This is a genomic window from Nocardia otitidiscaviarum NBRC 14405, from assembly GCF_000308635.1.
Taxonomy (GTDB): domain Bacteria; phylum Actinomycetota; class Actinomycetes; order Mycobacteriales; family Mycobacteriaceae; genus Nocardia; species Nocardia otitidiscaviarum.
Genome location: NZ_BAGD01000064.1, coordinates 1 through 22,760, shown reverse-complemented (window position 1 = coordinate 22,760; position 22,760 = coordinate 1). Strand labels below are relative to the sequence as shown.

17 protein-coding genes, 1 rRNA gene and 2 pseudogenes are annotated in these 22,760 nt (G+C 69.9%); 2 read left to right on the top strand and 18 right to left on the bottom strand.

Features of this window, described 5'->3' with window-relative positions; all coding sequences use genetic code 11:
• Positions 1-19: 19 nt before the first annotated feature.
• The 11 genes and pseudogenes from der to steA form a co-directional block, all read right to left on the bottom strand.
• Positions 20-1,438, bottom strand: coding sequence for a ribosome biogenesis GTPase Der (gene der / locus ON31_RS12290; RefSeq protein WP_029928419.1), 1,419 nt, complete (start codon positions 1,436-1,438; stop codon positions 20-22).
• Positions 1,438-2,151 (bottom strand): (d)CMP kinase, encoded by a 714-nt coding sequence (gene cmk, locus ON31_RS12285; protein ID WP_051037135.1) that lies wholly within the window; start codon positions 2,149-2,151, stop codon positions 1,438-1,440. Before cmk ends, der begins: the two co-directional genes overlap by 1 nt.
• Before the next feature lie 17 nt (positions 2,152-2,168).
• Positions 2,169-3,188, bottom strand: a pseudogene (locus ON31_RS12280) (pseudouridine synthase); the annotation flags it as partial.
• 536 nt (positions 3,189-3,724) lie between these two features.
• Positions 3,725-4,411 carry an SMC-Scp complex subunit ScpB gene (gene scpB / locus ON31_RS12275; protein WP_029928425.1) on the bottom strand — a complete coding sequence of 229 codons (687 nt, stop codon included), beginning with the start codon at positions 4,409-4,411 and terminating at the stop codon, positions 3,725-3,727.
• A gap of 662 nt (positions 4,412-5,073) precedes the next feature.
• Entirely contained in the window at positions 5,074-5,997 is a 924-nt protein-coding gene (locus tag ON31_RS12270; protein ID WP_081592397.1) for a segregation and condensation protein A, read from the bottom strand.
• A gap of 119 nt (positions 5,998-6,116) precedes the next feature.
• Positions 6,117-7,013: a ParA family protein gene (locus ON31_RS12265; protein WP_029928428.1), complete on the bottom strand. Its 897-nt coding sequence runs from the start codon at positions 7,011-7,013 to the stop codon at positions 6,117-6,119.
• A gap of 159 nt (positions 7,014-7,172) precedes the next feature.
• Positions 7,173-8,135: a site-specific tyrosine recombinase XerD gene (xerD, locus tag ON31_RS12260; protein ID WP_051037133.1), complete on the bottom strand. Its 963-nt coding sequence runs from the start codon at positions 8,133-8,135 to the stop codon at positions 7,173-7,175.
• A gap of 189 nt (positions 8,136-8,324) precedes the next feature.
• Positions 8,325-8,987, bottom strand: coding sequence for an NUDIX domain-containing protein (locus ON31_RS12255; RefSeq protein WP_039813024.1), 663 nt, complete (start codon positions 8,985-8,987; stop codon positions 8,325-8,327).
• Positions 8,984-10,726 carry a CTP synthase gene (gene pyrG / locus ON31_RS12250; protein WP_039813021.1) on the bottom strand — a complete coding sequence of 581 codons (1,743 nt, stop codon included), beginning with the start codon at positions 10,724-10,726 and terminating at the stop codon, positions 8,984-8,986. Before pyrG ends, ON31_RS12255 begins: the two co-directional genes overlap by 4 nt.
• 76 nt (positions 10,727-10,802) lie before the next feature.
• Positions 10,803-11,726: a copper transporter gene (locus tag ON31_RS12245; RefSeq protein ID WP_039813018.1), complete on the bottom strand. Its 924-nt coding sequence runs from the start codon at positions 11,724-11,726 to the stop codon at positions 10,803-10,805.
• A gap of 7 nt (positions 11,727-11,733) precedes the next feature.
• Positions 11,734-12,945 (bottom strand): putative cytokinetic ring protein SteA, encoded by a 1,212-nt coding sequence (gene steA, locus ON31_RS12240; RefSeq protein ID WP_029928437.1) that lies wholly within the window; start codon positions 12,943-12,945, stop codon positions 11,734-11,736.
• Positions 12,946-13,156: 211 nt separating this feature from the next.
• Between steA and ON31_RS12235 the strand changes: the two genes are divergently transcribed.
• On the top strand, positions 13,157-13,576 hold the full coding sequence (locus tag ON31_RS12235; protein WP_029928439.1) for an SRPBCC family protein: 420 nt from the start codon (positions 13,157-13,159) through the stop codon (positions 13,574-13,576).
• A gap of 257 nt (positions 13,577-13,833) precedes the next feature.
• Here ON31_RS12235 and recN read toward each other — a convergent pair whose 3' ends face one another.
• The 4 genes from recN to ON31_RS12215 are packed head-to-tail and all read right to left on the bottom strand — an operon-like array spanning position 13,834 to position 17,881.
• Entirely contained in the window at positions 13,834-15,606 is a 1,773-nt protein-coding gene (recN, locus tag ON31_RS12230; protein WP_039813013.1) for a DNA repair protein RecN, read from the bottom strand.
• Positions 15,584-16,642 carry an NAD kinase gene (locus ON31_RS12225; protein WP_081592396.1) on the bottom strand — a complete coding sequence of 353 codons (1,059 nt, stop codon included), beginning with the start codon at positions 16,640-16,642 and terminating at the stop codon, positions 15,584-15,586. The genes recN and ON31_RS12225 overlap by 23 nt, the downstream gene beginning before the upstream one ends.
• Positions 16,639-17,610, bottom strand: a complete 972-nt coding sequence (locus ON31_RS12220) for a TlyA family RNA methyltransferase (RefSeq protein ID WP_081592395.1) — start codon at positions 17,608-17,610, stop codon at positions 16,639-16,641. The genes ON31_RS12225 and ON31_RS12220 overlap by 4 nt, the downstream gene beginning before the upstream one ends.
• A 1-nt stretch (position 17,611) precedes the next feature.
• Entirely contained in the window at positions 17,612-17,881 is a 270-nt protein-coding gene (locus tag ON31_RS12215) for a hypothetical protein (protein ID WP_081592394.1), read from the bottom strand.
• 119 nt (positions 17,882-18,000) lie between these two features.
• Here ON31_RS12215 and ON31_RS12210 point away from each other — a divergent pair, with 119 nt between their 5' ends.
• Positions 18,001-18,765 (top strand): class I SAM-dependent methyltransferase, encoded by a 765-nt coding sequence (locus ON31_RS12210; RefSeq protein WP_039813008.1) that lies wholly within the window; start codon positions 18,001-18,003, stop codon positions 18,763-18,765.
• A 289-nt stretch (positions 18,766-19,054) separates the two neighbouring features.
• Here the strand turns inward: ON31_RS12210 and ON31_RS12205 are convergent, their stop codons facing one another.
• From ON31_RS12205 to rrf, 3 genes and pseudogenes are all read right to left on the bottom strand, one after another.
• Complete coding sequence (locus ON31_RS12205) at positions 19,055-19,963, bottom strand: HAD-IIA family hydrolase (protein WP_039813005.1); 909 nt, start codon at positions 19,961-19,963, stop codon at positions 19,055-19,057.
• A gap of 487 nt (positions 19,964-20,450) precedes the next feature.
• Positions 20,451-21,404 (bottom strand): annotated as a pseudogene (locus tag ON31_RS12200) (hypothetical protein); the annotation flags it as partial.
• A gap of 1,148 nt (positions 21,405-22,552) precedes the next feature.
• Positions 22,553-22,669: ribosomal RNA gene (gene rrf / locus ON31_RS12190) — 5S ribosomal RNA — on the bottom strand.
• Positions 22,670-22,760: the final 91 nt, after the last annotated feature.

Here is a 22,760-nt window from a genome sequence, read left to right as displayed (position 1 = left end):
ACCGGTTCCCCCTCGTGCGTCACTTCTTGCGTTCGCGCTTCTCGCGGACTCGGATGTTCACTCGGACGGGAGAACCGTCGAAGTTGAATTCTTCCCGGAGGCGGCGTTCCAGGAAGCGGCGGTAGCCGGCTTCCAGGAAGCCGGTGGTGAAGAGGACGAAGGTGGGCGGGCGGGTGGATGCCTGGGTGGCGAAGAGGACGCGTGGGAGGCGGCCGCCGCGCATGGGGGGCGGGGTAGCGGCGACGACTTCCTTGAGCCAGGCGTTCAGGCGGCCCGTCGAAATGCGCTTGTCCCAGGATTCCAGGGCGGTTTCCATGGCGGGCACGAGCTTCTGGACGGCACGGCCGGTGTGGGCGGAGATATTGACGCGCAGCGCCCACTGCACCTGCACCATCTCCCGCTCGATCTCGCGTTCCAGCGCCAAGCGGCGGTCCTCGTCGACCAGATCCCACTTGTTGTAGGCGATCACGAGAGCGCGACCGGCGTCGGCGACCATGCTGATGACGCGCAGATCCTGTTCGGTGATGGGCTGCGAGGCGTCGATGAGCATGACCGCCACCTCGGCGGCCTCCAGGGCCGACTTGGTGCGCAGCGAGGCGTAGAACTCGTGGCCGCTGGCATTGCCGACCTTCCGGCGCAGCCCCGCGGTGTCGACGAAACGCCAAGGCTTGCCGCCCAATTCGACCAGGGAGTCGACCGGGTCGACGGTGGTGCCCGCCACATCGTGCACCACCGAGCGCTCGAAGCCCGACAGCTTGTTGATCAGACTCGACTTGCCGACATTCGGCTTGCCGATGAGCGCCACGCGGCGCGGGCCGCCGGTACCGCCGGTGCCCTCGCGCGGGGTTTCCGGCAGCACCGCCAGCAGGTCGTCGAGCAGGTCGCCGGTGCCGCGGCCGTGTGCGGCCGACACCATATGCGGTTCACCCAGCCCGAGCGACCACAGCGACGCCGCCTCGGCCTCACCCTTCTGATCGTCCACCTTGTTGGCGACCAGAATGACCGGGGTCTTGCTGCGGCGCAGCGTCTTCGCGACGGCCTCGTCGGTGGCGGTCGCACCGACCGTGGCGTCCACCACCACGAGGATCGCGTCGGCGGTCTGCATGGCGATCTCCGCCTGGCGTGCCACCGACTGTTGCAGCCCCTTGGCGTCGGGCTCCCAGCCGCCGGTGTCCTGTACCAGGAATTTGCGCCCGGCCCAGTTGGCCTCGTAGCTGATGCGGTCGCGAGTCACGCCCGGCACATCCTCGACCACCGCTTCGCGGCGGCCCAGAATCCGATTCACCAGCGTGGACTTGCCGACATTCGGGCGGCCGACGATGGCCACCGTCGGCATCGGCACCTGCTCGGCCTCGTCATGTTCACCGGCGAGTTCGGCCAGCTCCCAATCGGTTTCGTCGGCCCAGACGCCGTCTCCGGCAAAAGTATCCTGCGTCACTACGCACCTCCTGCCGAAATCTGCTGCCGCACCACGCGATACAGCTCGTCGATGACCTCGTCCATATTCAGCTCGCTGGTGTCCACCAGCACCGCGTCCTCGGCGGGACGCAGCGGCGACACCTTGCGGGTGGAGTCGAGGTTGTCGCGGCGCTGCACATCGGCCAGCACCGCCGCGAAATCGTCACCGCGACCCTCGGCGATGTTCTGCGCGTTGCGCCGCGTCGCCCGCGCCTCGGCGGAAGCGGTCAGGTAGACCTTCACATCGGCGGCGGGCAGCACCACGGTGCCGATATCGCGTCCCTCCACCACGATGCGGCCCGAGGTGGCGGCGATATCGCGCTGCAGGGCGACCAGTTGGTCACGCACCTCCGGCACCGCGGACACCGCGGACACCGCTTTGGTGACGGCATTGCCGCGAATCTCGGCGGAGACGTCCTCACCGTCGAGTTCGATGACCTCACGGCTGGGATCGGTGCCGATGGACAGCGGCAGCTCCTTCACCGCCACCACGATGGCGGCGGCATCGGTGAGATCGACACCGCTGCGCAGCACGCGCAGCGTCGCCACCCGGTACATCGCCCCGGTGTCCAGGTAGCGGGCGCCGAGGCGGGTGGCCAGGCGTCGCGACACGCTCGACTTGCCGGTGCCCGACGGGCCGTCCATGGCGACGACCAGCGGGCCCGTACCCGTCAGCGCATCCTCGGCCACCATCGCACTCCTCACACCGTTCACAACGACACCGCCTCGTAGAGCTTCCCGATTTCGTCCCGACCCAGTACCCGCAGCGTGCCCGGGCGCTGATCGCCCAGTGCGACGGGTCCGATATTGGTGCGCACCAGCGCGGTCACCGGATGGCCGACCGCGGCCAGCAGGCGGCGCACGATATGTTTGCGGCCCTCGTGCAGGACCACCTTCACCAACGACTTACCCTCGCCGACCTCGAGTACCTGGAAACGGTCGACCTTGGCCGGACCATCCTCCAGTTCGACGCCGTCGCGCAGACGCTTGCCGACCTCACGGCCGTGGATCTCACCGGCGACGGTAGCGAGGTAGGTCTTGGAGACCTCGAAGGAGGGATGCATGAGGCGGTGCGCGAGATCGCCGTCATTGGTGAGCAGCAGCAGGCCCTCGGTGTCGGCGTCCAGGCGGCCGACGTGGAACAGGCGCTGACCGGCCACCACGCGCTCGGCGACGATATCGCCGACGCAGGGGCGGTTCATCTCGTCGGCCATGGTGGACTGCCAGCCCTTGGGCTTGTTCAGCGCCAGGTAGACCTGTTCGTCGCGGACCACCACCCGCACGCCGTCCACACGCACCACGGCGTGATCGGGATCGATGCGCAGGCCCTGCTCGCGCACGATCGCACCGTCGACCTCGACGCGGCCCTGGTTGATGAGTTCCTCGGCGGCGCGGCGGGAGGCCACCCCGGCCTTGGCGAGCACCTTCTGCAGGCGTTCGCCCTCACCCCACGGCAGCTTCTTCGGCCCCTGCGCTTCGGGCTCGACATGCTGGCGGCGGGCCGGTTTGGCATTGTTCAGCACCGGGCCGGTGACCACGATGCGCTGCGGCTTCGGCTGCTTCTGCTTGCCGGTGGTCGGCGCGGCATTGGCCTTCGCGCCGGGGGCGGTGGTCGGGGCGAACGGGCGGCCGCCGCCGATTCGGCCGCGGCTGCCACCGATATGGTGATCGCCCTGACCACGGGATCCCGCGCCGCGGAAGCCGCCGGCGGGAGCCGAACCGCGTCCACCGCCGCGCGGAGTCGCGCCACGGTTCCCGTCGCGCGACCACTCGGCACCGCGATCCCGATCGCCGCCACGCCCGCTGCCGCCACGACTCTGACCGCCGCCCCGATTCCACTCGTTACCACGCGAACCGCCGCTCCGGTTCCACTCCCCGCCTCGGGTGCCGCCGCCCGCACGGCCGGTCCGGGAACCGCCGCGCGAACGGTCGCTGCGGGAATCGTCGTTCGACCAGGAGTTTCGGGAGTCGCCACCGTATGTGCGGTCGCCGCGGAAATCCGCTCCACGCGAGGAGGTTCCGCGACCGGCCGGGCCGCGGCCCTGACCGGTGCCGCGGGCGTCCCATTGCGCGTTGCGGCCGGAGCCGCCTCGGGAGTCCCAGGACTGGGCGCCGCGGGTGCTGCCACCGCGGGTCGGCTGGGCGCCACGGGGGGATTCACCGCGGCCGCGTGCCGAACCGCCGCGGGGCGGTTCGAAACCACGTTTCCTACGATCCGGTGTGCCATCTCGGCGAGCGGGTGTATTCACGTTGTCCTAATTTCGGTTCATTCTTCGGTACCGAGGTCGATATCCGACTCGGTCGGTTTTCTCAGCTTGGTGTACCGGGGATCGGTCTCCAGGCTCTCGTTGATCTCGTCGATCAGATCCACCCCTGGGAGCAGGGGGGCCAATGGCGGCAGATCGGTCAGCGACGCGAGTCCGATCCGCTCCAGGAACAGCTCGGTGGTGACGTACAGGGTGCCATTGGTGTCCGGGTCGGCCCCGGCCTCCGAGATCAGACCTCGCGCCAGCAAGGTCCGGATCACGCCGTCCACATTCACGCCCCGCACCGCACTCACCCGTGCTCGCGTAACCGGTTGACGATAGGCGATAACGGCCAGGGTTTCCAAAGCGGCGCGAGTGAGCTTGGAGCGTGCGCCGTCCAACAGCATACGTTCCACATACGGCGCGAACTCCGTCCGCGTGTAGTAACGCCAGCCGTCGCCCACGAATCTGAGATCCATGCCACTGCGCCGCGCGGTCAGCTCCGCCGACATCTCCCGCAGCGCCCGCTCGACCCGGTCGACCCGGTCGTCCAGCGCGGACGCCAGCATCTCCACCGCCGCCGGCGCGTCCACCACCAGCAGCATCGCCTCCAGCGCCGACCGGAACTCCGCCTCGTCGAGCCGCTCCCCCGCGTCGGACTCCTCGAACAGCGCCCCATCCGGAAACTCGCCTGGGTTCGACGCCATGCCGGAGTGATCGGAATCTCCCGCCCCCGAGTCCTTCGACCCGGCGGGGAAGCTCGAATCGGCGACGTGCTCCTCCGCGTTCTCACCGGGCTCCGACACTGGGCTGGACCGGTCGGCGACGGCGACGCTCTCATCCGCGGCCCCCGAGCGAGCAGCCGGTTCCACCCCGGAACGCCCTTCTCCCACCAGCTCACCATCCGCTGGCGACCCCGGCGTGCCCGCGCCGATGAACCCGTCCTCCGCAACGGCCGCACCGCGCTCCGGTACGGCTTCGCCGGACCGCTCGGGAGCGTCGCCGGGACCCGCCGGCCTGAGGGATACGTCGGCGACCGTGGACGTTCCGGCAGCAACGCCGGACTCCCCGTCGGTGCCGACCGCCCCTTCCTCGCGCGCCCACCCCGGGACGGACCGCGCCTGGAGGTCGCCGGACGTCGATACCCCGTCGGGTCTTCCGGCGGCTGCCGATGTTCCGGCACGATCGGCGCGCTCGCCTTCGTGGCCGGAGTCGGGCACGGCGTCCCCGGCGCTCGCCGCGAGTGGTACGGCTGCCGAGGTCGCCGCCCGCGCGGCGGATTCCGAATCCTGCCCCCGGGTGGCGGGTGCGACCGCATCCGGTGCGGGGGTGGCGGCCGATTGTGCGCCGGTGGGGTCTGTCACCTCGGTCACCCGTACTCCTCGTCGCTGATGGTGTCGTATATCGCGCCGCCGGTCTCCTTGGCCGCGCTGGGTTCGCCGGTCCAGCTGACCCGGAGCGGGCCGAGCGGATCGGGTTGCTCGAATTCGATATTCCTGCCCCGGTAGAGCTCGAGCAGCGCCAGGAAACGGGCCACGATCTGCACCGGCACCTCGCAGTCGACGATCAGCTCATGGAAGGTCGTCCAGCCGCCAGCGCCCTTGGCCTTCAGCAACTCCAGGATGATCGCCGCCTGTTCGGCGACCGACACGGCGTGCTGGTGGATGTGGTCGATCCCGACCGTGGGCACCGGCCGGGGCCGGAAGGCCGCCGCGGCGACCTCGGCGAATCCGGCCGCGTCAACTCCCAGGGTAACCTCCGGCAACAGGTCCAGGTAGCGCTCCTCGAGCGAGACCGCGCGCGGGTAGCGCTGGAGCGCGGCGGCTTCCAACTCGGCGAGCAGTTCGGCCACCTGCTTGAAGGCGCGGTATTGCAGCAGGCGGGCGAAGAGCAGGTCACGCGCCTCCAGGAGTTCCAGATCCTCTTCGTCGGTGACCTCACCGGAGGGCAGCAAACGGGCGGCCTTCAGATCGAGCAGGGTCGCCGCCACCACCAGGAATTCGGTGGTCTGGTCGAGGACCTTGTCCGCGCGCAGTCCACTGGCCTCGGCCTGCGCGGTCAAAGCCTTGGTGTAGGCGATGAATTCGTCGGTCACCTTGTGCAGGGCGACCTCGGTGACATCGAGGCGGCGGGAGCTGATCAGCTGCAGCAGCAGATCGAACGGGCCCTCGAAGTTGCTCAGCCGCAGATGAAACTTGCCCGTATTGTCCGAACTATCCGGAGCTGCCGCGGTATCGGGTGATCCGGCGCCGGACGCGACGGGTGCGGCCGATGCCGCGATATCGGAAACCACGGCGGTATCCGAGTCACCGGCGATGTCGTCGACCACCGCGCCCGGCGGGTCATCGTCGCGCGGCACAGCGGTATCCGCACCCGGCGTAACCTGCCCGGGCGCTGTCTCGGGGGAATCGTTCAACGGCCCGACCGGTGTATGACTTCCCGTGCCATGGCCCGATACGCTTCCGCGCCACCGGATTTCGGCGCCCAGGTGGTGATGGGTTCACCCGCGACGCTGGCGTCGGGGAACCGCACGGTCCGCGAGATCACGGTGTCGTAGACGAGGTCGCCGAACACCTCGACCACGCGCGTCATGACCTGGCGCGAATGCAGGAGACGGGCATCGAACATGGTGACAACGATGCCGTACAGGCTCAGCGCCGGATTCAACCGGTCCCGCACCTTCTCCACGGTGTCGTTGAGCAGGGCCAGCCCGCGCAGCGAGAAGTACTCGCACTCCATGGGAATGATCACGCCGTCGGAGCAGGCCAGGGCGTTCACCGTGAGCAGGCCCAGTGAGGGCTGGCAGTCGATGAGGACGTAGTCGTAGCGGTTGCGCAGCGGCGCGAGCGCCCGCCCCAGGGTCTGCTCGCGGCCGACCTCGTTGACGAGCTGGATCTCCGCGGCGGACAGGTCGATATTGCTGGGCAGCAGATCCATACCCTCGACCTTGGTGCGCATCAGCACATCGTCCACGCCGATCTTGCCGTTGCCGACCAGCAGGTTGTGCACGGTGTGGTCCAGATCGTGGTGCGCCACACCGAGTCCCGCCGACAGCGCGCCCTGCGGATCCAGATCGACCAGCAGCACCCGGCGGCCGTATTCGGCCAGCGCCGCCCCCAGATTGATGGTCGAGGTGGTCTTGCCGACCCCGCCCTTCTGATTGCACATGGCGACGATGAGTGCGTCACCGTGATGGTTGACGGGCGGAGGCTCCGGAATATCGCGTAGGGGCCGACCGGTCGGACCTAGTTCCGCGTTATCCGGTTGCACGTCCGGCGCCTCCCACAATGTCTGCGCGGCGGTTTCGATCCGCTGGCCCGCACCACCGGCTTTCGTCACGTCCGCTGCTCCTTCGACGTTCATGCCCTAACCCCGCCGCCCGTGCGGCAAGGTCCCTAATAGACGCTACCGCCTGTCCACGCAAGACCCCGGCTCGGACACGCACCCTAAAGCTGCACTTCAGACTGGTTACCGGGCCCGGGGATGAGCTGTCGCCCATACCTCGTGCAGCGTTCCGACGGTGACCAGAGTGTAGATCTGGGTGGTGGTCACCGAGGCGTGACCGAGAAGCTCCTGCACCACCCGCACATCCGCCCCACCGTCGAGCAAATGTGTGGCGAATGAATGGCGCAGCGTGTGCGGCGACACCTGCGCCGCGATTCCGGCGCGTTCGGCCGCGGCCTGCAGCACCTGCCAGGCGCTCTGGCGCGATAGTCGGCCGCCCCGGTGATTGAGGAACAGGGCCGGATTTCCCTTGCCCCGCAGGGCGAGTGCGGGGCGGCCGCGCACCAGGTAGGCGTCCACGGCGGCCAGCGCCGGGCGGCCGATGGGCACCATGCGCTGTTTGCCGCCCTTGCCGCGCAGCACCACCGCGCGCTCCCCCGTATCGATATCGTCGACATCCAGGTCGATGATCTCCGAGATGCGCGCACCCGTGGAATACAGCAACTCCAGCAGGGCGCGATCGCGCAATCCGCGCGGCCCATCTGCGACATCGCCGCCGGCGGCATCCAGCAGTCGGGAAATCTGCTCGTACGGCAGCGCTTTCGGCAGGCGGCGGGCCGGGGCCGGGGGTTTCACCGGATGCGCCACATCGGCGCTGGTCATCCCCTCCGCCGCGGCGAACCGGTGCAGTCCGCGCACGGCCACCAGCGCCCGCGCCGCCGAACTGGCCGCCAGCGGGGGTCGTTCGGCGTCGCCGGAGCGCAGCGCCACCATGAAATCCCCGATATCGGTCTCCGAGACCGCCGCCAGTCCGGCGACGCCCCGGGCCGCCAGGAACTCCCGATAGCGTCCGAGATCACGGCGGTAGGCCGCGAGGGTATTGCGCGCGGCCCCCTTCTCGACGGTGAGATGGTCGAGGTAGGCGTCGATCTCCCGCCGCAGCGCATCGCGATCCCGGTTCTCGGCGGTGGTCGCGGCGGCAGTCACGGACCCATCATGGCAGTCCGCACCGACGGATTCGGCAGCGACGCCGCCCAGACGAGACCGCTCGGTCGGCGGGCAGACCCACCACCTCCTCTGGCGGACGCGTTCAAGCGGCAGGCCGAGATGGTGTCGACCGGCCCCGCGCGTGCGGCGGCGCCGTCGCGCCAGGGCGACGCGACAGCAGACCGCTCGCTACTTTTCGCTGGCTTCGGCGGACTTCCGAGTCAGGAAGGCGGTCGGCATCTCCGGCCACGGCGCGTCGGCCGCCCGCAGCGGCGCACCGGTCGCCCGCGCGGTCACCAGCGCCAGCAGTCCGGCCACGGCGGTGGCATTGGTGATCTCCCCCGCCAAGGCCGCCCGCACGGCCGCGTCCAGCGGCATGCGGACGATCTCGATATCCGCCTCTTCCAATTCCGGCTCGGGCCGCTCGGTCTCGGACAGGCCGGTGGCCAGATAGACGCGCAGCGCCTCATCGGTGAACCCCGGTGACAGCGCCACGTCCACCAGCACCGACCACTCCCGCGCGGCCAGACCGGTCTCCTCGGCCAGCTCCCGCCGCGCCGCCTCCAGCGGATCCTCCCCCGGCTGATCCAGCAGCCCGGCGGGCAGTTCCAGCAGGCGTCGCCCGAGCGGATGCCGATACTGGTTGATCAACACCACGGTGTCGTCGTCCTCGAGCGCCACCACCGCCACCGCGGGGTGATGCTCGATGACCTCGCGCTGGGCGACCCGCCCGCCCGGCATGGCCACCTCGTCCAGCCGCAGCGCGAGGATCGCGCCGGAGTACGCGGTGCGACTGTCGACGATGTCGAAGTCGTGGGTGCCGGGGGCCGAGTCGCCGTGCGCTGAGGTCATTTCGCTACTTTCTCACCCGCCTCGGCGGGCGCGGTATCCGGGATCTCCACCGGAAGCCGTTCGGCCGCCTTGTATTTCAGAGCCGCCGAGATGAGCGCCGCGAACAGCGGATGCGGGCGCGTGGGCCGGGACTTGAGTTCCGGATGCGCCTGGGTGGCCACGAAGAACGGGTGCTTGTCCTGCGGCAGCTCGACGAATTCGACCAGATGCCCGTCAGGCGAGGTACCGCTGAACTTCAGGCCGCTCTTGGCGATCTTGTCGCGGTAGGCGTTGTTGACCTCGAAGCGGTGCCGGTGCCGCTCGGACACCTCGGTCTCGCCGTACGCCTGCGCGACCACCGAACCCGACTCCAGGACCGCGGGGTACGCGCCCAGGCGCATGGTGCCGCCCAGATCGGCCTCACCGGCCACGGCCTGCTCCTGATCGGCCATGGTGGAGATGACCGGGTGCTTGGTGTCGGGCTCGAACTCCGCCGAATTGGCATCCTTGAGCCCCACCGTGCGCGCCGCCTCGATCACCACGCACTGCAGGCCCAGGCACAGGCCCAGCAGCGGAATACCGTGGGTGCGGGCGTAGCGGATGGCCCCGACCTTGCCCTCGATACCGCGAATGCCGAATCCGCCCGGAATCAGCACCCCGTCCACATCGGACAGGTGCTGTTGCGCGCCCGACTCGGTCTCGCATTCGTCGGACTGCACCCAGCGGATGTTCACCTTGGCCTTGGCCGCGAATCCGCCCGCGCGCAGCGCCTCGGTGACCGACAGGTAGGCGTCCGGCAGGTCCACGTACTTGCCCACCAGCGCCACGGTGACCTGTTCGCGCGGGTTGTGCACCCGGTCCAGCAGATCGCCCCACACCGTCCAGTCCACGTCGCGGAACGGCAGGCCCAGCTTGCGCACCACGTAGGCGTCCAGGCCCTCGCGGTGCAGCACCTTGGGAATGTCGTAGATGGACGGCGCGTCGGGAGTGGACACGCAGGCGTCCACATCCACGTCGCACATGAGCGCGATCTTGTTCTTGAGCGGCTCCGGCACCTCGCGGTCACAGCGCAGGATCAGCGCGTCGGGCTGGATGCCGATATTGCGCAGCGCGGCCACCGAGTGCTGGGTCGGCTTGGTCTTGAGTTCGCCGGACGGGCCCAGGTAGGGCACCAGCGTCACATGCAGGAAGAAGCAGTTGTCGCGCCCCACCTCGTGGCGGATCTGGCGGGCCGCCTCCAGGAACGGCTGCGACTCGATATCGCCGACGGTGCCGCCGATCTCGGTGATGACCACATCCGGGATCTGACCCTGGCGATCCGGTCCCGCCATGGCGGTGATGCGGCTCTTGATCTCATCGGTGATGTGCGGGATGACCTGCACGGTGTCACCGAGGTATTCGCCGCGGCGCTCCTTCGCGATGACCGACGAATAGATCTGGCCGGTGGTGACATTGGCGTACCCCGACAGATCGCGGTCGAGGAAACGTTCGTAATGCCCGACGTCCAGGTCCGTCTCCGCGCCGTCCTCGGTCACGAACACCTCACCGTGCTGGAAGGGGTTCATGGTGCCGGGATCGACATTGAGATACGGATCCAGCTTCTGCATGGTGACGCGCAAACCACGCGCCGTCAGCAACTGTCCGAGGCTGGAGGCGGTCAGGCCCTTACCGAGTGATGAGGCGACACCGCCGGAGACGAAGATGTGCTTCGTGGCCGTCGTATTATGAGCGGAGCGCGCCGGAATCCGTGATTGACCCACGGGACTCCACGGTAACACGGATCCGCCGGGCTGTTCACACGCCGCGCGGACCGATCGCCACCGATTAGCTATCAGTTCAGCGTGGCATGGCCGCGACTGTGAGCGAGGTCGCCCGATCGCCGGTGCCGTATCGGCCGGTTCCGCCGCTCAACTGCTCGGTCAGCCCCAGCGCCGTGGTGAGGCGGCCGATCTCGTGGTCCACATTGTCGACGGTGGTGACCGTTGCCAAGGGGGCTTCGTCACGCGCCACCGCGATCGGTCCGGAACCGGCGGCCGCACCCGCGCGACCCGCCAGCACCACGCCCGCCCCGCGCGCCTTCAGGCCACCGGCGAAGCGAGCGATGATGGTGCCGCGCTGGTTCTCGTCGGCGCGGTCGCCGTCACCGGTGACGACCACCGCGAGATCGGCGGGGCGCACCTCCCCGGCCGGGGCGAGGAAACCGCCGCCGCGCAGCGTCTCCAGGGCCAGGCCGCGCTCCTGATCACTGCCGCGCGGCTGCCGGTTGGCTGGATCGGTGAGCAGCAGCAAGCCCAGCAGGTCACCGCCCAGACTGCCCTGATCGGTCGCGCCGGTGCCGAGCTGCGCGCCCGCGGGGACCAGATTGGCGACGGCGGTACGCAGCCGGTCGCCCTCACCCGAATCGGTGAAGGCGTTGGTGAGCGCGATCTGCCCGGTAACGGTCGCCCCGGCGGTGGTGAGCGATTTGGTGACCGCGTCCACATCCGCGAGATCGGCGTCGGGCGTGGTGAATACGACGACGCCGCGATCGGTCAGGCTGCCCGCCAACAGTTTCGGCGCCGCACCGGCGAGGAAGGCGTCGGCGGCCCGCAATTGCTCGGTGAGCCGGGCATTCTCGGTGCGCAGGTCCCCGGCCTGCCCGCCGCCCTCGCCCATTCCGGGTAGCAGACCGTCGTTCGCGCGGGCGCCGAGCACCACGCCGACGGCGAGGGCCAGGAAGACCGCGGCGATCGACACGGCGTGGTAGCGAAGCGAAATCATGGGTCCCCTAGCTGCTTCGGTCGAGAAGGCCGCGAACCCAGAGTTCGAAGCGGTTCCAGGCGTCGATACCGGAATCGATCACCTCATTGCCCAGGTGCGTGGCCAGCAGCGCCACGATCAACGCCACCAGCGCGGCGAGCACCACCAGCGCGACCGCCCAGCCGGAGCCGCGCTGCCGGTACAGCGTGGCAACGGCTTTCGCGTCCATGAGCGTGGTCCCGATCTTCAGCCGGGTGAGGAAGGTGGCGGGATTCGAATCGCGGCGGCCGCGGTCGAAGAAGTCGTCCAGGGAGGCGGCGGCGCCGCAGGTGACGATGAGCGACGCCCCGTGGTGATTGGCCAGCAGCAGTGCGAGATCGGCGGCCGCGCCCGAGGACGGGAAGGTGGTCGCGCCGATGCCCAGATCCTGGATGCGCTCCAAACCCTTGGCGTGCCCGTCGGTATCGGCGGGCAGGATCACCTCGGCACCGCATTTGAGGGTGGTGGCGGTGATCTCCTCAGGATCGCCGACGATGAGGTCGGGCCGATAGCCGTTGCGGGTCAGGGTGTCCGCGCCGCGTCCCACACCCACCAGGATGGGCGCGTACTCCTTGATGAACGGTTTGATGCGCTTGAGATCCTCGGCGTGGTCGGAACCGTCGGCCACCACCACGACGTGGCGCTTGCGCATGTCGAGTTCGAGTTCGGGCACGCCGATGCCGTCGATGAGCAGACCGCTCTCGGTGCGGATGAACTCGATGGTGTTGCCCGCGAACGCCTCCAGGTGATCGGCCAACCCGTTGCGGGCCTCGATCATGCGCTCGGCGATGGAGGATTCGGTGAGTTCCACGCACTCGACGAGGACCTCGGGCTCCTTCTTGGTCAGCTTGTCGCTGTAGACGACGCCGTCGTCGACACGGACCTTAGCGCCGTCCTTGATGCGTTTGAACACATCGGTGGTGACGGTGTCCAGCAGCAGGATGCCATTGGCCACCAGCACCTCCGGGCCCAGATTCGGATAGCGGCCGGAAATGGACGGCGAGGCGTTGATCACCACCGCCACTCCGGCCTCGACCAGGCGGTCGGCGGTGAGGCGGTCGAGGTCCATCTCGTCCAGCACCACCACGTCCCCGGGTCCCACGCGCTGGAGTAGACGCCGGGTATTGCGGTCGACCCGGGCGATCCCGGACAGGCCCGGCAGCGTCTCGGTGGGTTTCGACAACAGTCCCAGCATCTTCATAACGCCCGATGGTTACAGGAAAGTCTCAACCATTGGTGGAGGCGCGCCGCACCATCAATCACATTCGTCACTGTGATGCCACCATGTCCCGCCATCATGACCGAAAGCGACAGTGCCCGTGACCACAGGTACCGATATGCTCCGGGGCGTAGCTGTCCCGGACATTCAGGGGATTCGGTATGGCAGCTCGACAGAAGGAGACAATGCCGTCATGGCCAGCACCACCGTCGACACTGTGATCGCCGCCCCGCGGGAGGTCGTCTACCGGCTCTTCGCCGATCGCGACGCGATGGCAGCCTACCTGCCCATCCAGATCTCGCTCATCCAGCCCGGCGCGGGCGCCCCCTCCGGCGTGGGCGCGCGCTACAAGCTCGGCCTCGGCCCGGTCGGCGTCACGGAGGAGACCCTCGAACTGGTGCCCAATGAGCGCATGGTCTACCAGATCGTCGCGGGCGCGCCGGTGAAGCGGCATGTCGGCACCGTCACCTTCGCCGACGCACCGGGCGGCACCCGGGTGGTCTACACCATGGAATCCGAGCCCAGCCTGCCCGTTCCGGCCAAGGCCCTCGAACTGGGACTGAAGGGCCTGATCAACGCCTTCCTCAGCGGTGCGCGCAAGGCCGTGAAGTAGGTCGGCCCCTCGCGTACGACAGGCCCGCCTCGTCTCGGGAGGCGGGCCGCGCCATTGCGGCCGGAAGCCCGGTTGCGGCCGGGGAGTCCGGTACGAGCAGCCACCGCGTCGTCGCCGTATCCGACCACCGGCCTCCTGGGTACCGGCCACGAGTTGGTGCGATCGCATGCGCTCGATGAACTGCCGGCCAGGCCGACGCTCGCCCGGGACGGCACGACGGACACCCGAGGCGGCACAGCGCTTCGGCGGAGCACGAATCAGTCGGCCGCGCCGACCTTTTCGGCGTGCGCGGTGGTGAGCAGCTCCCAGGCGTGGGCGCGGCCGGTCTCGGTGTCGCCGAGACCGGCCAGCATGCGGGCCAGTTCGGCGACGCGCTCGTCCTGGGTGAGGGCGCGGACGCCGGAGTTGACGCCCTTGCCGTCGTCCACTTTGTCCACCACCAGGTGGGTATCGGCGAAGGCCGCCACCTGCGGTAGGTGGGTCACCACGATCACCTGGTGGGTGCGCGCCAGGGTGGCCAGGCGGCGGCCGATCTCGACGGCCGCGCGGCCGCCGACCCCGGCGTCCACCTCGTCGAAAACCATGGTGGTGCCGTGCTCGGAACTGGCCAGCACCACTTCCAGGGCGAGCATGACGCGTGAGAGCTCACCGCCGGAGGCACTCTTGCTCAACGGCAGCGGCTGCGCGCCGGAATGCGCCGCGAGCCGGAATTCCACCTCGTCCACACCGGTGGAACCGGCATGCAGTTCCGAGCCGTCCACCTTCAACGGCGCGGAATCCTGGGCGGCGGCCGGGAGCGGCCGCACCACGACCTCGAGTTTGGCGCGCCCCATGGCCAGGCCGGACAGTTCGGCGCTCACCGCGGTCGCGAGCTTGCCCGCCGCCTTGGTACGCGCGGCGGTGAGTTTGCGCGCCGCCTCGCGCACCTTCTCCGCCGCGCTGTCGACCTCGGCCGACAGCGCCGACAGCGCCTCCTCGGAGACATCCAGGGAATCCAGGCGGGTGCGCGCCTCATGCGCCCAGGTGATCACGCCGTCGATATCGGGCGCGTATTTCCGGGTCAGCGTTTTGAGTTCGGCCTGCCGGGTCAGCATGGTGTCGAGCGCACCGGGATCCGAAGGCAGATCCGACAGGTAGGAGCTGAGTTCGGTGGTCAGGTCGACGACCACCGAGATGGCGTCGCCGAGCCGCGGGGCCAACCCCGCCAGCGCCGGATCCTCGGCGGCCTCGATGCGGGCGCGGGCGGTGCCCAGCAGATCCAGCGCACCGCCGCCCTCACCGGGGGCGTCGGCCGGACCGGCCAGCGCGTCGTGCGCGGTGGCGGCCGCCTCACGTAGCGAATCCAGATCCGAGAGCCGCCGCACCTCGGACACCAGGTGTTCGTCCTCACCGGGTTGCGGTGCGATGGCGTCGATTTCGGTCAGCGACTGCTTGAGCCGGTCGGCCTCGAGTGCCAGTTCCCTACTGCGCGCGGTGCGTTCGAGCAGTTCGGTGCGGGCGTCGAGCCACTTGCGCCGCTCCTTCTGATATTTGCGCAGCAGCGGACCGACGCTGTCGGAGGCGAACTGGTCCAGGGCATGCAACTGCTGATCGGGCCGTTGCAGCCGCAACTGATCGTTCTGACCGTGCACGGTGAGCAGCGGCGTCGTGAAATCCGACAGCACCGCGGCCGGCACGCTGCGCCCGCCCAAGTGCGCGCGGGAGCGGCCGTCGCTGCCCACGGTGCGCACGGCGATGATGGAACCGTCGTCATCGCGTTCGGCGCCGGTGGATTCCAGCACCCCGTCCACTTCGGCGACGGCTCCCTCGTGGACCTCGTCGAGGGTGAAGCGGCCCTCCACCACCGCCCGCGACGCACCCAACCGAACCCGGCCGGGGTCGGCGCGCGCACCGCTCAGCAGGTGCAGGCTGGTCACCACCATCGTCTTCCCCGCGCCCGTCTCACCGGTCAAACAGGTCAAACCCTCATGGAATTGCGCTGTGGCGGTGGAAATGACGCCCAGGCCGTCAATCCTGATCTCTGTCAGCACTCGTGCTCTCCGTTCGGCGGTGTTCGACGTCGCCTGCTCGGGGTCGCTGCGTGGGTACGCGGGCTTCCTCCTCCGCACCCATCCGGGCAGACGAGCGGCCCCGCCAGCCTGTCACGGGCAACTGGAATTTGCGCACCATCCGATCCGCGAAGGGTGCGGAATCCAGCCGCACCAGCAGTACCGGTTCGGTCCCACGGACCGCCTCGACTCGGCCGCCTCGCGGCAGTGCGAGGGTGCGTCGACCGTCGAGGAAAACTATCGCATCGTGGCCCGTCGCAACGGTTTCCACCGCTATGCGCGAATCCGGGCTGGTCACCAGGGGTCGCGCGAACAGGGCGTGGGCATTGCTCGGGATCACCAGCAGCGCCTCGAGTTCCGGCCACACCACCGGGCCGCCCGCGGAGAACGCGTACGCGGTGGAACCGGTGGGGGTGGCGACCAGCACGCCGTCACAGCCGAAGGACGAGACCGGGCGGCCGTCCACCTCGAGGACGACCTCCAGCACCCCCATCCGCGCCGAATTCTCGATACTGGCCTCGTTGAGCGCCCACCCGCGTTCGGTGATCGTATCGTCCACGCGCACGGTGACATCGATGGTCATGCGCCGCTCGATGCGGTAGTCGCGGCGCACCACCTGGGCGAGGGCCTCGTCCAGATTCTCGGCCTCGGCCTCGGTGAGGAAACCGATGCGGCCCAGATTGATGCCCAGCACCGGCACATTGGCCTCGCGGGCGAGTTCCGCCGCCCGCAGGAAGGTGCCGTCACCGCCGAGGGCGAGCACCATTTCGCAGCCGATGGCGGCTTCGGGGCCGTGCTCCATCACACGCACCGGATATCCGTCGGGGCGGCCCTGCTCGTCGGTGTCGAAGCGGGTGCTGTACGCCTCGTCCGCCAGCACCCGCAGACCGATCCCGAACTGCTCGAAGATCTTCGCCACCCGGTGCGCGGTCTCGGTGAGTTCGGCGCGGCCGGGGTGGGCGATCAGCAGGATCTCCCGAGTCTTCGCGTCGTGCAACCGACCGCTCTCCCCGCTCACTGCGGACCCTCCTCCACCGCGCGCTGGATCAGCGCCGCCACCCGTTCCTCCTCGACCGCATCGTAGGCGGCGGCACCGACAGCCGCCGCCCCGGGCGCGGCCGGGAGACCGGTTCCCGCACCGTCTTCCGGCACGGACGGAACTCCCGGGTGCGCACTCGCGGACGGGTCCGCTGCGGCGCCGGCGATCGACCCGGTCGAATGGTCGGCGCCGGACGGCTGCTTGCGCAGCCAGAGGAAGTACTCCACATTCCCCGACGGTCCCGGCAGCGGGCTCGCGACCACGCCGTGGGTGCGCAGTCCCAGCCGTGCGGCGGCCGCGGCCACCGCACGCACCGCCTCCGCGCGCAGCGCCGGATCCCGCACCACACCGCCGGACCCGACGCGTTCCTTGCCCACCTCGAACTGGGGTTTCACCATCGGCAACAGATCCGCGCCCGGGGCGCAGCACAGTGCCAGCGCGGGCAGCACCAGGCCGAGGGAGATGAAGGACAGGTCCGCCACCACCAATTCGACTGTGCCGCCGATGAGTTCCGGGGTCAGGGCCCGCACATTGGTGCGGTCGTGCACCTCGACGCGGTCGTCGCTGCGCAGCCGCCAGACGAGTTGGCCGTAGCCGACATCGGCGGCCACCACCGCCGCGGCTCCCTTCGACAGCAGCACATCGGTGAACCCGCCGGTGGACGCGCCCGCGTCCAGACACCGCTTACCCGCGACGGTGACACCCTGCGGTTCGAACGCCGCGAGCGCACCCAGCAGTTTGTGCGCGCCGCGCGAGGCCCACCGCACCTCGTCGGGCTCCTCCCGCACCAGCAGCGGGGTTGCGGTCTCCACCCCCGTCGCCGGTTTGGTGGCGACCGTTCCATTGATCAGGACGCGACCCGCCGAGATCAGCTCGACCGCGTGTTCCCGCGACCGCGCCAATCCGCGGCGAACCAGTTCCGCGTCCACTCGTGCGCGCCTGGCCACCTCAGATCTTGTCCACCGTTGCCAGGGCCTGCACCAAGACCTCGTGCGCCTGCTCGAGGATGCGGGCCCGCCGCGCGATATCGATCCCCTCGCCGCTCGAATCCCGCGCACCCGCGTGCAATTCCGCCAGCAACTCGTCGACCTCCGCGCGCACCCGATCCGGATCGGCGAAGTCCGCTTGATTCGCACCCGGCAGATGCTGACCGGGCAGTGGCGCCCCGGGGCGGGGGCCGGGCACGGGCGCATGCGGGCGTGGCGTGGGCGTAGTCATCGTGGCGACAACGCTACCGGAACTCACATTCGAACACACGTACCGCATCCCCTCCGATCCGGTCGCCGACCGGGCGCGCCGCGAAAACCGTTTGCCCCGGACTGCGAGGATCGACGGTTATGGGACGTGACTTCGACGAACTCGTGGCGGAGGCCGAGTCGGTATCGGTGGAGGGCTGGGATTTCTCCTGGCTGGACGGCCGCGCCAGCGAGGAGCGCCCGTCGTGGGGGTACCAGAAGCAGCAGGCGCGGCGGCTGGTGCGGGCGCGCGCCGCCCTGGACATCCAGACCGGCGGCGGTGAGGTGCTGGCCGAGGCACCGACGTATCCGCCGACCATGGTCGCCACCGAATCGTGGCCGCCGAATCTGGTGAAGGCCACCCGGCTGCTGCATCCGCGCGGGGTCGTGGTGGTCGCCGATCCGGACGAACCGCCGCTGCCCTTCGCGAACGACGCCTTCGATCTGGTGACGAGCCGGCATCCGGCCACCATCTGGTGGGCGGAGATCGCGCGTGTGCTGGAACCCGGCGGCACCTACTTCGCCCAGCACGTCGGCCCGGCCAGTGTGTTCGAACTCGTCGAATACTTCCTCGGGCCGCAGCCGCAGGCGCGCGGCGAACGCCATCCCGACGCCGAGACCGGCGCGGCGCGGGCGGCGGGGCTGGAGATCGTGCGATGTGAGCCGGAGCGGCTGCGCATGGAGTTCCACGACATCGGCGCGGTGATCTACTTCCTGCGCAAGGTCATCTGGATGGTGCCCGGCTTCACCGTGGACGCCTACCGCGACCGGCTGCGCGACCTGCACCAGCGAATCGAGCGGGAGGGTCCGTTCATCGCGTACTCCGCGCGCACGCTGGTCGAGGCGCGCAAGCCCGCGCGGCCGTAGGCGCAATCCGGCGCGCGAGGGGCACCGCCCGATATGCGGCGCTGGTGTTCGTGGCCGGATTCGTGCCGTTCCTGCCCGTAGTTCTCGGGCACTTCCCGCTTCGCATCGCACCCGGCGTCCTCGTGCTCGCCAGTTGTGTGTGGCGGGGTCTCTCCTCAACATCCGCGGCGCGCGGATCCGCGGCCGAGAGTCAGGTTGGCGCCGGAGTTCGACGATCCTGCCGCATTGCTGATCCTCTCGCCGTGCCGATCCAGCGGGTGGCCGACGCGCGGTCCGCCGGTCCGGGGTGCTACGCGGTGCGGGGCTCCGGCGGTGTGGCGACCGGTATCGCGCGGCCCGGGTGTCGCGCCAGCAGTTCGGTGACGCGGTCGGCGATGTCTCCACCATCGACGTCGATCGAATCGTGTTCGGCCACGGGATGATTCAGGGCATCGAGGGATTCCGCGACATAGGTGGGGAGACGGTCGGGCCGCCTGTTCAGGTCGGCCAGCGTGCTGACGCCGGTGAGCACCATGAGCGATTCCAGACCGGCGGTGAGGGCGCCGTCGATATCGGTGTCGAGACGATCGCCGACGACCAGGGCGGAGCGGGTTCCGGCACGTGCCAGCGCGTCCTCCATGAGCGGCGCGTGCGGCTTGCCCGCCACCGTGGGCTCACGATCGGAAGCGGTGCGCAGAGCGGCGACCATGGACCCGTTGCCCGGGGCCAATCCGCGCTCGTTGGGGAGGGTGGCGTCGGTGTTGGCGGCCACCCACAGCGCACCCGCGCGCAATGCGTAGGCGGCCTCGGCGAGATCGGCCCAGGCGGTGTGCGGGGAGTGCCCCTGCACCACGGCGGCGGGGGCGATGCCATTGAAGCGCCGGACCGGTTGCAGGCCGACATCTTCCACCTCGGCCACCAGGTCGTCGGTGCCGACCACCAGCACGGTGGACCCCGGCGCCAGGCGCGCGGCCAGCAGGTGCGCGGCCGCCTGCGCGCTGGTGACCACCTCGTCTTCGGTTGCGGTGAAACCGAGTTCGCGCAGATGCCGGGCCACGCTGGCACCCGAGCGACTCGCGTTGTTGGTCACGTACAGCAACCGCTGCGTCGCGCCCTCGCTCGACAGCGCCTCCGACGCACCGGGAATCGGAGCATGACCGCGAAACAGCGTGCCATCCAGATCCAACAGCAGCGCACCGAACCGATCCCGTAGCCGCATTCCGCCGCTCCCCTCTCTCGTTGTCCTGCCACCCGCGCCGCGGGACGAAACCTCAGCCGCGGTCGGACCGCTCGGTGTCGTCCGGCACGGTGTCGTCGCCGAAGTCGGCGGCCAGGGCGTCCGCGGCCGCCTCGGCATCGGTGACGGCATCGGCCAGCGCGGCGGTATCCGTGTCATCGCCGGTGGCAGTGGCCTCGGCGTCCGCGACGATGTCCTTGTCGTCGCCGGTAGCAGCGGCCTCGGCGTCCGCGACGATGTCCTTGTCGTCGCCGGTAGCAGCGGCCTCGGCGTCCGCGACGACGTCCGTCTCGTCGCCGGTAGCGGCGGCTTCGGCGTCCGCGACAGTGTCCTTGTCGTCGCCTGTTGCGGCGGCCACGGCGTCTGCGACGGTGTCGTCCGCGGTGGTGTCCTCCGCGACGCTGCCGTCCTCGTCGGAGTCGTTCTCGTCGTCATCGGCGAAGGCGGCGTTGCTGGCCCACTCGACGGAGTCCGGATCGGCCAGGTCGGCGGCGCGCTCCTCGGCGTCGGTTTCACCGTCGAGGTCGGCGGAGGCGGCGTTCATGAACCAGGTCAGGGCCTCCTCCTCGCGACCGGCGGCGAGGAGGGCCTCGGCGTAGGCGTAATCGAGGCGGGCGGCGGCCGAGCCGGTGCGGCTCGGGTCCAGGTCGGGAGTTTGCAGGGTGACGACGGCCTGGTCGTACTGACCGAGGTCCATGCGGGCGCCCGCGACCACGATGCGCAGTTCGGTGGCCTCGTCGCCCTTGAGCAGCCGGGCCTCATCGCTGCGGCCGAGTTCGATGGCGCGTTCGGGGCGGCCGAGGCCGCGCTCGCAGTCGGCCATCACGGCCAGCAGGCCCGCGCCGCCGGACATGCGGCGGGCGGTCCGCAGCTCGGACAGCGCCTCCGCCCACTCCCCCGCGTGATACGCGGCGACACCGGCGGTTTCGCGCACCACGGCGATTCGCCCGGCCCGCTGCCGCGCCGCCCGCGCGTGTTCGAGTGCCTGCTCCGGGTCCTCCTCCAGCAGGCGGGCGACCATCACCAGGTGCCGGGCCACGGTCTCGGCGTTGTTCTTGTCCAAGCTCAGCAGATCGCGGCGCACCGCACCGTCGAGATCGCCGGGCTGCACGTCCTCCGGCAGGGCGGGCTCGTCCGGGCGGGCCGGACGCCGATCGCTGCCGCGACCACCCGCGGCAGCACCTTCGCCGCCGCGGCGACGATCCGCGCTGTCCCGGTGGGCATTCCGGCCGCCTTCGTCCTCGCGCCCGGCACCGCGGCGGTCATCACCGGCGCGCCCGAAACCGCCACGCCCCTCGCGCCCAGCCCCGCGACGATCCTCATCGCGCCCACCGAAACCACGGCGATCGTCACCACCGCGCCGATCCTCGTCGCGGCCGAAGGTGCGACGGTCATCGCGCCCGAAGCCGCGGCGGTCGTCGTCTCGGCCGCCAGCGCGACGGTCGTCGTCGCGACCGTAGTTCCGCCGCTCGCCGCCACCGAAACCGCGACGGTCGTCGCGCCCCGCGGAATCACGGCCCGCGGAGTCGCGGCCCTTGAAACCGCCGTGGTCGCGCTTGTCGCCGCCGAATCCGCTGCGGCCGAAGCCTTCTCGATCGCCCCGACGCTCGTGGCCGCGCCCGGAACCCTCTCCGCGCCCGGCGTTGTCGCGACCGAAGCCCCGGCCACCGTCCCGCCCGGCGTTGTCTCGCGAGAAGCCGCCGCGATTACCGCCACGGTCGTCGTCACGACGGAAACCGCCGCGCTCGCCGCCCTCACGACGGAAACCGCCCCGGTCGCCGCCGAAGCGCGACCCACCGCGCTCGTCATCGCGTCGCGGCCCCCGAGCGTCATCACGGCGGAAGCCCCGGTCATCGTCACGACGGCCACCGCGCTCGTCATCGCGGCGGAAACCCCGGTCGTTCTCACGCCGGAAACCACCCCGATCGTCACCACGCGAGCCACCGCGATCATCACCGCGATGGAAACCACCCCGGTCGTCGCCGCGGCCGTAGCCCCCGCGCTGATTGTCGCCGCGCGAACCGCCGCGGTCGTCCCGGCGGAAGCCCCGGTCGTTCTCACGGCGGAAGCCACCCCGATCGTCACCGCGCGAACCGCCGCGATCATCACCGCGGAAACCGCCTCGGTCGTCACGTTCACCGCCGCGGCGGAAGCCGCGGTCGTCGTCTCGGCGGGAGCTCCCGCGTTCACCCTCGCGGCGGAAGCCGCCGCGGTTCTCGCCACGGCCGGAGCTGTCGCGGTTGTAGCCGCCCTCGCGGCGCGGACCGGACGCCCGGTCCTGGTCTCGTCGATCGCCCGCCGCGTCATCACGTCCCGAACGGTGGAAACCGCCCTGGCCCGATCCGCTGCTACGGCGGAACGGCTTCCTGCCGTCGTTCTGCTCCGACACGGTGATCCCTCTCTAGTCCTGTTGTGCCTGCCGTACCCGGCCGCGGCGCTGCGCTGCGCGTGAGGGCTGACGGGGGAACCCGCCAACTCAAATTCAATCACGCAGCGTCGAGCGTCCTCGCGGCAGCGGGTGCTGAAACGCCGAAAGGGGACCCAGTGTTGGGTCCCCTTTCGTGAAGGATGTTCCGGCGGTGTCCTACTCTCCCACACCCTGTCGAGTGCAGTACCATCGGCGCAGGTGGCCTTAGCTTCCGGGTTCGGAATGGGACCGGGCGTTTCCCCACCGCTATAGCCGCCGTAACTCTATGAAACTGTCCACACAGCGCGTGGAAAGCAAAGCACGAGCGGGGATACCCCGCAGGTGTCTGCTCTCAACACACCGCATGCGTGT